Consider the following 12,897-nt stretch of genomic DNA (forward strand, 5'->3'; position numbering starts at 1 on the left):
CCATCCTCCGTTGTAAAGTTGAAGTTAATCTAGTAAACCTCCTGTATTTTCACGCTCGAAAGCGTTTATAACAGAACTTGTCGCGCGCGCCCGATAGCTGAAAATCGTTGATTAAGGTAAAGGCTACACAGATCTTCCAGAATAGCTCCAGATAATTGAATAACACTTATACAATGAATTTTGTAAACCAAGCAATATATTTTGCTCCCCATATAAACAAGAATTGAGCAAGCAAAGTGCCTAAAAGCCTTGAAGTTTAGCTTTTTATAACTTCCCCTTTTATTAACAACATCATCTGCGAGGACAGATATTTTGGGATCAATAAAGATTACCAAAAGTATTGTTGCTATTCCGTTTATTAAGCCTGAAGCCATAATAGCCGTAGATGCTCTTTCAGGAACTAATAAAGCAGCATAAAGTGCTGCTAATACACCTATTGTATATATTGCTGTTATTATCATATTTGGGGTACCACCAGCATTTTGACATAAAACCCACGCTAAGCAAATTTCGACATAAAATAAGCCGATGATTCCTACGCTAAGGAATCATCAGCTTATTAGTAACTATTCTAGTCGTTTTATTCTCTGTATAAATTCAGATACATTTCCATTTGGTTATTCATGATAATCAATCCAAACATGCTGGTACTTGCCACTTTTAGGGTTCCTTTGTGGTAACTCATCAGTTTTTTCTATTGAAATGGTAGTTAGCCCCTGTGTTGCAAAGTAATCTAAAAGGGCTTCTCTAACATTTTCCCAAACTTAATCTCTTGGATTACCCTCGTCCACTTCTATACGTACTATTAATTGATCCGGTGCCGTTTGAATCAGTTGGAAACGTCTTACTCCTGTTATTTCCTCGACAATGGTTTTCAGAGCCAAGGGCAGGATATTGACGACTTGTCCGTTTGGAGCAGAGAATTTTAAAATGTCATCGGTTCGCCCTTCAACTTGTACGACTGGGAATGGTCATCCGCATTTGCATGGTTCCGGAGACACCGCGACACGGTCTGTCAGTTCATAACGAATAAGGGGCTGAATTCTATTGGCTAGATTTGTAATTAGAACTGAATGAGATTACTTTCCTGGTAATACAGGTTGATAATTTTCATCTACCGGCTCAAATATGATCCAATCGGTATTTACATGAAAGTGACCTTCTTCGCATTCGAAAGTCATGGCTGTTGCTTCTGAACCCCTAAAATCCAGTAAATCCACCGAACAAACTTGTTAATACTGCAATAATTTTTGTCATCATATTAAAGTACAATAATACTCCCATTACAATCATCAAAATGCCTCCTATAGACATAAAGATTGCACTGTGTTTCTTTAGGAAAGTCATTTTTTCGATAAATAAAGACATTAATAGAAATGGAATAGAAAAACCTAAGACATAGAACACCATGTAAAGTAGTCCTTTTCCTGGGTCTGATACACCTAATGCAATGACCCCAGCAAGGATTGGACCTGTACAAGGAGTCCATCCAGCGGCAAAACCAATCCCAATTAAAATAGACCCTATGTAGCCTGAAGGTCTCTTTTGAAACTGAATTTTCTTATCAGAAAGTAGAAAATCGAATTTAAGAGCACCTGTTAGAAATAAACCAAAAAACACCATTAAAATAGCCCCGAGCTGTCTTAGCAAATCTTGATAGTCCATAAAAAATGTCCCAATAAAAGAAGTAGAAAGACCCAAGGCTAAAAAGATGATTGAAAATCCTACTAAAAAAAGGATGGTATGGATAAAAGCTTTCCTTCTTAAAATACCCTTTTCTTTTTTAAGATCATTTATGGACACTCCTGTAATATAAGAAAGAAAAGCCGGATACAAAGGAAGTGAACAAGGCGAAATAAATGATAAAAGACCTGCACCAAATGCAAGAAATAAGCTTAGTTGTTCCAAAAAGATACCACCTAACTGATTATTAATTCTATGGCTTAATGAGTTCCATGTAGTTTACTATATCCCTTTCTGTCATGGCTCCTGTTATCACTTTTAATACTTTTCCGTTCTTATCGATTAAAAATGTCGTTGGAATGGGGGTAATATCGTATGCTTCCGTTACCGTTTTATCTTTATCTTTAAGAATAGGGAATGTAAGACCATGCTTTTTTACAAACGATTCAATAGCAATATCACTTTCTCCAATATTAACAGCTAAAATCTCTACACCAAGATTTTTATAATGACTATACTGTCTTTCCATATAAGGCATTTCCTTTTCACATGGCTTACACCAAGTACCCCAAAAATTTAGAAAGACTCCTTTTCCTTTTAATTCAGAAAGTTGAACATTGTTACCTTTCATATCTTCAAGTACAAAATCAGGTGCTTGCTCCCCTGCTTGAACCCGTATTTTTTCAGTAAAAAAGTTTTGGTAAAGAGTATAAGCTACTACTAAAACCATAAAAAGTAGAAGACTAACACGTATAATAGTTCTGGTTCTTTTATTTTTCATTTAACTTCTCCTTTTTGTTTTTTCATTCAAGTCAACACTTAAATGTTGATATTTTACTATTATAATTTAAAAGCTCAAAACACTCAAATATTTATTTGAATAATAGAAGTTTCATAAAAGAACTCTGTCTTATAACGGAGAATTAAGTAGTTCCCATTAATCAATTAAAAGTTGCTCAGTATTTTATTTAGAAAACCAATAAATTAATACTAAAACTATTAATCAACAAAAAAGACAACGATTACAATAGTTGCTTATTCTTAAGCGAGAAATACCTCTTGTACTTTCAAAAGTGATTGATACGATTTAAAAATTATAAATATAGTAGTAATTCATGAAGGGAAGTCATAGAATTAGCTTATTTTAGTAAACCCTATTTCTGCCTTCTTATATTTCATAGATTAAGTGAAGGGTTGACATTTTCCATCAATAATTTTAATCTAGAAATGCAATTTACCCAAATGTTCATTTGAATGAGGATGCTCACAAATAATTACAGAAACTCTATAATATTGAGGTGACAATTTTGTATTGGATTGCTCTTATAACATTAGCAATTGACCAACTTGCTAAATATATGACCAGGAACTTTATGGAATATGGTCAAACCATACCTATAATTTATAATTTTTTCCATCTAACCTCCCACCGTAATGCAGGAGCTGCATGGGGAATTTTTTCGGGACAAAAATTCTTTCTAATCAGCATTGCTTTTATTGCAATAATCGGGATTATCTTCTATTCCCGGAAGGTTACAGATAAACTAACACGTATAGCTCTTGGTTTGTTTATTGGAGGTGCGGCTGGAAATGTAACAGATCGATTAATTTTCGGAGAAGTCACGGATATGTTTGATATACAATTTATAAATTACCCCATTTTCAACACCGCAGATGTCTTTCTAGTTAGTGGGGCTATCTTGCTGCTAATAAGTACTTATAGAGAATCAAAAGTATCCAAAAATCAATCCTTTTAAATGAGAATGAATAATAAGTGTATTTTATTTAAGAGATACTCTCAACCATTAAAACCGTGTTTATTCAGTCCCCTAATGAATAAAAATTGATGCTTTTAGACATCTACTTAAAATCCATCAGGAGATTTGATATGTTTATTTTTTTAGCAGGGGTCTCACTCACTCTTTTTCTTCTTTTATCAAAATTAAGAACATCTAAATTTATTGCTTCAACTTATAAAAAAGCAGCTTTTCTTTATTCTGTTTTATTTTTGCTTTTATTTTTTATAAGTAGTTATGGCTTTTTAAATGAAGAAGGATTTTATCCTTTTTCCTATTCAGATGAAAATCACATGACATTAAAGCCTGTTAAAGTTACATTTCATTCAGTAAAACATAATAATCTATCATTAAAAAAGCTAGAATATAAGAAAAGTGTCCTTCTAAGTGTGCCAATGATCTCTCAGCTTCCAGAATTACCAAGAGGATGTGAAGTTACATCGCTGGCAATGTTGCTCCATTCCGCGGGTGTTACAGTGGATAAAATGCATTTGGCAAAGATAGTTAAAAAAGATTCTACTCCTTATCGAAAAGAGGGAGATAAGGAGTATTTCGGGAACCCTAATAGTGGTTTTGTTGGAAACATGTACACATTAACTGAACCTGGCTATGGTGTGTACCACGGTCCAATACAGGAATTAGCTGAAAAATATTTACCCGAAACAATTATTAATATAACTGGAACCGATTTAAGTACGATTAAGTATTATCTTAATCTTGGATCGCCAGTATGGGTTATTACAAATACCTTATATAGTGAATTACCAGAAGATAAATTTGAAACATGGATTACTCCATCAGGTCTGATTGAAATCACTTATAAGCTGCACTCTGTATTAGTGACAGGATATGACCAAGGCTATATTTACTTTAATGATCCATTAAAAGGCCAAAATAGCAGACTTTGAAGCTGCATGGGTGCAAATGGATAGACAAGCAATTACTTATATTCAATAGTTAATTGGTTAAGATGTAGGTTTAATAATTTATTTAAAAGGAGAAAAACATAAAGTCCCTACTGTTAACCAGAGGGACTTTTGAAGATTATTTTTTAATTTATGGGGTCCCTGTAGCAAAACGCGGAAAACATACGCTAAGGAAAATTCGACAAGAAAAAACCTGAATTTCCTACTCTAAGGAAGGGTGTGTAACAGTATAAAGGGGTAGTACCCGAAGCTGCCAGCCCCCATTATAAGGGAAAGTAAAGATTATAACTTGTTGTTTGGTGGAGTACCAGCGAAGATGTCACCATCCGCAATAAGAAAATGTCAAGATTAGGATAAGGTGGTTATTCCAAAGACGCATCCCCCCATTTAAAGGAGAATGGGGGGATGCGAAAAATGGTGAATTTATAATAAAGGGACCTCACGTACACAGTTGTTTAATTTTAGTGAAAGATATTTACTACATTTCTGCTTTTAAAGAATTATATTATTTCCACCTTCGTAATGTAAGTAGTATCATATTACTTGTACCAAGCAGATTGTGATTCATACATAGTGTAATAGGACCCTCTTTTATTCATAAGTTCTTCATGGGTACCATTCTCTACTATTTCGCCATTACTCATTACAAATATTCTATCTGCAATTCTGGCCGAAGCCATTCTATGTGTTATAAAAATGGCTGTCTTATCTTTTACTAAATTTACAAAATCGTTAAAAATATCCAACCCTCAAAAACAGTATCATCCTCTAGCTTCAAGTAATATTTAATAAATCTTATAAATTCTTTGGTATTAACCTCTTTGTATTTATAATTCTCAAAATAATGACTCAGAAAATCTTCGGCTCTCTTTTTTCCTCCATCTTCTTGAAACAACTTTCCTAACATCACTACAGACTTATCATAAAAATAAAAACTCTGGTCATGTATATTGTAATCATCTAGTGATAGGTTGACAGGTAGATCAAACTCTTTATAGTAGTCAGCTTCTACAAAATTAAACTCTAAGTCTTCATATTCTGTAAGAAACAAAACAGTCGCGAATTGTGTTATACCCTCATCAAGCCAAGGGGCATGATATGGATCACTACTAACCATCCTATAAAACCATTGATGTGCTATCTCATGAATAACTATATTTTTTTGTATACTCAAATTTACTTTACCTCTATTATAAACAGATCCTGCTGTTACTACGCCTGGATACTCCATCCCTATATCGTCCAAAATTATATCTAGTTGTTTATCAGGATAAGCACCAATTTTATCTTGAAAGTATTGAAAAGCTTGTGACGCAACTTTTAGAATTTCGTCATTTGTTGTGCTATTCTGTCCAAAGACTCTTATATTTGTACTACCTACAAAACTCTCACTTATATATGGATTGTCCAAAATAGCAATAAAGACTTCTTTCTCGTTTTCAACAGTTAATGTTCCTTTATTAAGACTCGGGAATTCATCGTTTTCACTTGAAGTTACTACTGTAAAATTTTCAGGTATATCATATTCAATATGAAAGGTACTAAAGGGAGTATGGTAAGACTCACCTTTAAACTTAAATTCCTCTTTATTCCAACCCGCACCATTTCTATAAGTTGGAATCATTGGATACCATTGTGCTAAGTAATAGTTAGAGCCATTTTTGTTAAATCTAAAACCGCCTTCTGGTAGTGAGAAAGAATAAGAAATTTCTACATTAACTGATTCATTTGGCTCAACATATTTTTTTAAAGGAACAACCAAGCTGTCATTATTTAGAGTATACTCTGCACTTTCACCATTAATATCAATATAGGTTAGTTCTAAAGCTGAATTTTTTTCAAGGTCTGGGGAGTTTTCGTGTGTGAATACATTTGGAATAAAATAGAATGGTATGGTGTCCCAAGAATCCTTAGAAATATTTTTTATACTGATTGATGCTTGTACGTAAAACATTTCATCATCATTCATCTTTAAAGAAATTTGATATTCACTTTCATTCCCTGGTGAAACTGTTTTAGGGAAAAAGTCATCAGTAGTTTCTTCAATATCACTACATGCATTTAGAATGGTTAAAAAAAACATTATGTAAACAAATTTTAGTAGCTTCATTTACCCCTCCACACTTTACTATTTATCCCTTAAATGGTTCTTTATTTAATATATTCCTTAATTAGTATATGGGCAATGCTTTCTACAAACGTTTTCAATATTTTACATTTTTTCAACTTGTAAGAAAAACGACCATTTTTGTTACAAAACATAAAATTAGAATTGAAAGTGGCTAACGGAGATATAAAGTGTAACAAAAATATGTAACAAATTAAGATTGTAACATTATCTCTACTTCCCTATTTTGGTACAATAATCTGGAGAGGAGTGTATATAAATGAAATTTGGTTACATGCGTGTCTCCACAGTTGATCAAAATTTTGATAGACAGAAAAAACAATTAGAGGAATTTGGATGCGAACGCATATTCTCTGAAAAAGTAACAGGGACAAAGAGAGAACGTCCTGAACTTAACCGCATGTTGGATTTTTTACGGACTGACGATACTGTTGTCGTATCAGATTTAACTAGACTGTCTAGATCAACAAAGGACTTAATTGAAATCACTGATATGATTTCAAAAAAAGGCGCACACCTTAAGAGTCTAAAAGAGTCTTGGCTTGATACAACGACAGCTCACGGAAAAATGTTATTTACAATATTTGCTGGCATTGCACAGTTTGAAAGGGATTTAACGTCAGAGCGAACCAAAGAAGGAATTGTGGCTGCAAGAAAAAGGGGGAAACATCCTGGTAGACCAAAAACAGATGAAGAAAAATTTCAATACGCCATTTATTTAATTGAACAAGGCCTTAGTCGAACAGCAGCAGCTGAAAAAGCCGGTATATCTCGGATGACACTCTATAGAAAATTACAACAAGACGCATAGAACTATGGTATTACAGAAGGCAAAGTATCTGTTTATCTAATTCGGATCTGGTTATAGCAATGCTGTTACATGATGAATTTATCGATATATTGAAAAGGTAATTTAGGCAATTGTAATCACATCTCTGAGTTGACAATAAGCTAAAATCTTAATAAAAAGGATGGTAGGTAATGTCGTTACGAGGAAGAGAATTACTAACCCATGAACAAAGGATAGAGTTGGTTCGTATTCCAGAGGATATTAGTGAACAAGAATTAGGTGCAAACTTCACCCTATCCAATTTTGATCTAGAGCTTATAAAAAATAGAAGAAGAGATTATAATCGCTTAGGTTTTGCGGTTCAGTTATGTGTTCTGCGCTTTCCTGGATGGTCCTTAAACGATGTAGAACCCATTCCAATAAAAGTCCTTCAACATCTTGCAAGACAACTTAAAGTAGACCCTGACTGCTTTACCTTATACTCAACAAGAGAAGCGACTAGGTATGAACATTTAGAAGAAATTAGGAATGTTTATGGTTTTAGAAACTTTTCATCCAGCGAATATCGAACTGTTTCGCGCTTGTTACTAAAATATGCCATGCAGAATGGGAATACAATGGACTTAATGCAAACTCTTATAGAAGAGCTTAGGAAAATGAAAGTTATCTTACCAGGAATGACTTCTATGGAAAGATTGGTTTGGGAAACAAAAACTCGAGCAGAAGAAAAAGTGTTTAACAATTTAGTGCGGCCTCTAACAGAAACTAATATTGAAAGACTCAATGAAATCTTACATACCGATGTAACTAGATCTAAAACCAAACTAAGCTGGCTTAAAGAAATTCCGGGGCAATCATCTCCCGATGCTTTTCTTAAAGTAATCGAACGATTAGAATATATACGTTCTATGAAACTTACATATAATGTTGAATCCATTCATCCTAATAAACTTCTACAAATTGCTCGTCTTGGAGCGAGGTATAACTCCCAGGCTTTGCAACGGTTTAAAGAAAACAAAAGGTATGCCATATTAGTTGCCTACCTCTCTACCCTAAGTCAAAATCTAATTGATCAAGCTATTGAAATTCATGACAGGCAAATGATGATTTTACAATCCAAAGGTCGTAAAGCTCAGGAAGAATTACAAAAAAGTAATGGAAAGTCGTTGAATGAAAAAGTGGTTCATTTTATAGACTTAGGAGCAGCTTTAATTAGAGCAAAAAAAGAAGGTCTTGATCCATTTACCGTAATAGAACAGGTTATGCCTTGGGAGAAAATGATTCATTCTGTGGAAGAAGCCAAGCAATTAGCAAGACCCATGGACTTTGACTACATCGATTTATTAGGAAATAGATTTTCCTATCTTAGAAAGTATACTCCTGCTTTATTGAGGGCTCTTGAATTTCGCTCTAATCAAGCTTCTAGTCCATTGATGAATGCTATTGGCACTATTCGTGAAATGAATAATTCAGGAAAACGAAAACTCCCCGAAGGCGCGCCACTTGATTTTTTATCTAAACGATGGGGAAAACACGTTTATGATGAGGAAGGAAATATAAATCGTGCTTATTATGAAATTGCAGCTTTAAGTGAACTAAGAAATCATATTCGTTCGGGGGATGTTTCCGTTATAGGAAGTAGATTGCATAAAGATTTCGATGAATATCTAGCTTCAAATAAAGAGTGGGAAGAGGCAAAGAATAATGATGGACATAAATTAGCAACAAACTTATCTGCTGAGGGTTATTTAGAAGAGAGGCTTCAAGCGCTGTCAGAACGTTTCAATTGGATGTCAGACAATTTGGACTCTCTTGAGGGGATAAATATAAAAAAGTCCAAAATCCATGTAGATCGCCTAGAAAAAGATACTCCTGAAGAAGCAAGGTCCTATAGTTTATCGCTTTATAATATGTTACCTCGTGTCAAGCTGTCCGATTTGCTTATAGAAGTTGCCGGTTGGACTGGGTTTGATGAGGCTTTTGTTCATGCATCTACTAATCGTGTTCCGAATGATAATGAAAAGTCGATTCTCATGGCCACGCTTATGGCAATGGGAACGAATATTGGTTTGACAAAAATGGCTGAAGCTACACCACGAATCTCTTATTATCAAATGGCGAATACAGCACAATGGAGATTATATGATGATGCTATGGTAAAAGCTCAAGCGACTCTAGTAAACTTCCAACACAAACTTGCATTAGCATCATATTGGGGAGACGGAAGAACCTCATCGTCTGACGGAATGCGAGTACAAGTTGGAGTATCCTCTTTACACGCTGAGGCTAATCCTCATTATGGCACTGGAAAAGGTGCGACACTTTATCGGTTTACAAGCGATAAATTTTCAAGTTTTTATACCAAGGTCATCAATACAAATGCCAGAGATGCCATTCACGTAATCGATGGGTTACTGCATCATGAATCTGATTTGGTCATTGAAGAGCACTATACTGATACTGCTGGTTATACAGACCAGGTATTCGGATTAAGTCATATTCTCGGTTTTCGTTTTGCCCCAAGGCTAAGGGATCTCTCTGATACGAAGCTTTATACCATGGAAAGTCCTCGAGACTTTCCCAAAATCGAAAGCATTTTGCGAGGACGAATTAATACAAAGTTAATTCACGATAATTATGATGATGTACTCCGACTAGCGCATTCAATTAGAGAAGGAAAAGTATCTGGTTCACTGATTATGAGTAAATTGGGGTCCTATTCCCGGCAAAATAAATTAGCAACTGCCCTTCGTGAAATGGGCAGAATAGAAAAAACCGTATATATATTAGATTATATATCGAGTGAAGCTTTGCGTCGTAGAGTTCAAAAAGGACTAAATAAAGGCGAGGCAATGAATGGCCTTGCACGATCTATATTCTTTGGTAAACGAGGCGAATTAAGAGAGCGTGGACTTCAAGAGCAACTCCAACGCGCAAGTGCTCTTAATATCTTAATAAATGCAATTAATGTTTGGAACACAGTATATTTAACTGAAGCAACAACAGTATTAAAAGAAAAAGGATTATTTAGAGAGGAGTTAATGCCGCATATATCACCATTAGGCTGGGAACACATCAATTTTCTTGGAGAATACTCCTTTGATATTACCAAAACAACAAACATAACAGCATTGAGACCTTTAACCCTGTAAAAAATATGGCCGAATTCCTTAGAGTAGGAAATCCGGCTTTTTTCTTGTCGAATTTTGCTTAGCGTATGTTTTCCGCGTTTTACTACCGGGACCCCTTTATTAAACTCAAAAGGGCACTGAAAGTTTCGTTCTCCACCATAATATAGATTCCTAAACCAATAAAGACAATGGGTATAATCCACCTACCGTAATTCTCTAAGGTTTCAGAGACATGTTTAAAAGCTGCCAAACGATATCCAATAAAACACCAAATTGCCACCATAATAAAGAAAGTAATAACCGTTACTGCTAATTGGTTCATGGTTAAAGTAGAGAAGAAAGGAACATATATTCCAATGTTATCTCCACCATTAGCAAATGTTATAAATGCTACACTTAAAAAGACACTATTATACTTTCCAGAATTTAAACTTGAAAGAATTGCATTTTCGTCCTCATCTTCTCCCTTTATAAACAACATAATCCCTAAATAGATTGGAATTAGTCCAAGTAATCCTACCCATTTCTCTGGAATTAACATAACTCCAAAAGTTCCTAAGAGACTAACTACTACTAACAAGGCAAAACCTAGATATTGTCCAATAACTATATCCTTAGGGGATATATGCTTACTCTCTGTCTGCTTACCTTTTAAACCTTCACTCGTTTTCACCTGTGCTTTTGCCTGTGAGAATAGCAGCATCAAAACAAAAATATCATCAATATTGGTAACTATAAATGCCCCTATTGCAGAAATAACGTTCAAAATTAAAGTCAATTACATCAACCCACTAACTGATTTTTTATTACGATAATTTAATTGATAAGACTTATAGCTGGGAGTTATTTGTCGCTAATTTCAAATTGTACTGAATTAGAATTTAGGCTTATATATTTCCCTTAAGTTATTTTTTATTTAACATATGAATAGCATGTCCCATAACTCCTTCGGCTGCTTCCATAAGTGGTTCAGGTAAAGTTGGGTGTGCATGAATTGTAAGGCTGAGATCTTCTGCAGTTGCCCCTGACTCAATTGCAAAAACTGCTTCAGCAATAAGAGATGATACTTCTGGCCCTACCATTTGAACACCTAACAACCGATTTGTCTCCTTATCCGCCACAACTTGGACAAAACCATCAGCATCTGAAACAGATAAAGCTCTGCCGTTAGCTTGGAATGGAAAACGACTAGAAACTGTTTCATATCCTTCTTCCTTTGCTTCCTTCTCCGTTAAACCGGTATAAGCTACTTCCGGATCGCTGAAAATAACAAAAGGCATTGCCTGAAAATCAATCACACTTTTTAGCCCACTTATTACCTCTGCAGCTATCTTACCTTCATAACTAGCTTTATGAGCAAGGAGGTAACCACCAGCACAGTCACCAATTGCATATACATGTTCAACATTTGTTTGACATTTATCATTTATCTTAATAAAACCGCGTTGGTCTAATTCAACCCCGATATTTTCCAATCCAATTTTTCCTGTGTTTGGTTTTCTTCCAATGGAAACTAAGCAATAATCCCCTTTAACTATCTCTTCCTTTCCATTAACCTGAACTTGAACGTTTATTTCATCGCCCGTATTTTCTCCGCCTTGGACTAAAGCATTCGTAATAACTGTTATTCCAAGTTCCTTTAAATGACGTTTTACTACATTTGTAAGCATAGGGTCCGTACCTGGAAGAATTGTATCTGATCCCTCAAGAATTGTTACTTTAGCCCCGAATTTAGCATAAGCAGTTCCCAACTCCAAACCGATATAACCACCACCTACTACAACTAAATGCTTTGGCACTTCTTGAAGCATCAATGCTTCAGTTGAAGAGATAATTCTTTTTCTATCAAATGGCATACTTTTTAACTCAGTCGGTAATGAACCGATCGCAAGGATTAAGTCTTTGTATGAAAAGAATTGTTCTTCGTTACCAATTTTGATTTTGGCAACATAGGGTTCAGTGAGATAAGCTTCCCCACTAAGGACTTCTACTCCATTGCCTTTCAGTAAAGTCCGAACTCCATTCGTTAGTTTATTCACTATACCGTCCTTCCACTTCACTACTTCTGGCATTTCTACTTCTACTTCACCAGAAACCTTTATTCCCATTGAGTTGGCATATTTTATGTCTTTCACTCTTTCAGAAGCACTAATAAGAGCCTTTGAAGGTATACAGCCACGGTTAAGGCAAACCCCTCCTAATTCTGCTTTATCCACCAAAACCACTTTTTTTCCTAACTGAGCAGCACGTATGGCAGCGACATAACCTCCTGATCCTGCACCTATAACTAACAAATCTACATCCTTTTTTCCTTCAACAGTCATTTCAGTTTCCTCCTTCGATCTTATAAAAAATGAAAAGAATTATTTTATTAAGGATATAAGTGTTTTTTCTCCATATTTATACCAATATGTAATATAAAAAAAGATGTTTTACTTATACC

General features: G+C 34.8%; 8 protein-coding genes and 2 pseudogenes. 4 read left to right on the forward strand and 6 right to left on the reverse strand.

Annotated features, from left to right (window positions below; genetic code table 11):
• Window positions 1-166: 166 nt before the first annotated feature.
• The 3 genes and pseudogenes from ACFVAD_RS18665 to resA all read right to left on the reverse strand — a co-directional run.
• Window positions 167-464 (reverse strand): annotated as a pseudogene (locus ACFVAD_RS18665) (lipid II flippase family protein); the annotation flags it as partial.
• A gap of 736 nt (window positions 465-1,200) precedes the next feature.
• Complete coding sequence (locus ACFVAD_RS18670) at window positions 1,201-1,908, reverse strand: cytochrome c biogenesis CcdA family protein (RefSeq protein ID WP_386643547.1); 708 nt, start codon at window positions 1,906-1,908, stop codon at window positions 1,201-1,203.
• Between the two features lie 28 nt (window positions 1,909-1,936).
• A complete protein-coding gene (resA, locus tag ACFVAD_RS18675; protein ID WP_386643550.1) occupies window positions 1,937-2,464 on the reverse strand; it encodes a thiol-disulfide oxidoreductase ResA in 528 nt (175 codons plus the stop codon).
• Window positions 2,465-2,981: 517 nt separating this feature from the next.
• Between resA and lspA the strand changes: the two genes are divergently transcribed.
• Complete coding sequence (lspA, locus tag ACFVAD_RS18680) at window positions 2,982-3,440, forward strand: signal peptidase II (protein WP_386643552.1); 459 nt, start codon at window positions 2,982-2,984, stop codon at window positions 3,438-3,440.
• Window positions 3,441-3,571: 131 nt separating this feature from the next.
• A pseudogene (locus tag ACFVAD_RS18685) lies at window positions 3,572-4,436 on the forward strand (C39 family peptidase).
• A 690-nt stretch (window positions 4,437-5,126) separates the two neighbouring features.
• Here the strand turns inward: ACFVAD_RS18685 and ACFVAD_RS18690 are convergent.
• Window positions 5,127-6,515, reverse strand: a complete 1,389-nt coding sequence (locus ACFVAD_RS18690) for a M1 family metallopeptidase (RefSeq protein ID WP_386643555.1) — start codon at window positions 6,513-6,515, stop codon at window positions 5,127-5,129.
• 277 nt (window positions 6,516-6,792) lie between these two features.
• Between ACFVAD_RS18690 and ACFVAD_RS18695 the strand changes: the two genes are divergently transcribed.
• Window positions 6,793-7,344 (forward strand): recombinase family protein, encoded by a 552-nt coding sequence (locus tag ACFVAD_RS18695; RefSeq protein WP_386643557.1) that lies wholly within the window; start codon window positions 6,793-6,795, stop codon window positions 7,342-7,344.
• Between the two features lie 170 nt (window positions 7,345-7,514).
• Window positions 7,515-10,475: a Tn3 family transposase gene (locus tag ACFVAD_RS18700; protein WP_386643560.1), complete on the forward strand. Its 2,961-nt coding sequence runs from the start codon at window positions 7,515-7,517 to the stop codon at window positions 10,473-10,475.
• Window positions 10,476-10,557: 82 nt separating this feature from the next.
• Here ACFVAD_RS18700 and ACFVAD_RS18705 read toward each other — a convergent pair whose 3' ends face one another.
• Both ACFVAD_RS18705 and lpdA read right to left on the reverse strand, forming a co-directional pair.
• Window positions 10,558-11,232, reverse strand: coding sequence for a CadD family cadmium resistance transporter (locus ACFVAD_RS18705; protein ID WP_386643562.1), 675 nt, complete (start codon window positions 11,230-11,232; stop codon window positions 10,558-10,560).
• Between the two features lie 127 nt (window positions 11,233-11,359).
• The gene (lpdA, locus tag ACFVAD_RS18710; RefSeq protein WP_386643564.1) at window positions 11,360-12,778 is read right to left on the reverse strand and encodes a dihydrolipoyl dehydrogenase; all 1,419 of its coding nucleotides are present in this window, start codon (window positions 12,776-12,778) and stop codon (window positions 11,360-11,362) included.
• Between the last annotated feature and the right edge of the window lie 119 nt (window positions 12,779-12,897).

The organism is Sutcliffiella sp. NPDC057660, assembly GCF_042800035.1.
GTDB lineage: Bacteria > Bacillota > Bacilli > Bacillales > Bacillaceae_I > Sutcliffiella_A.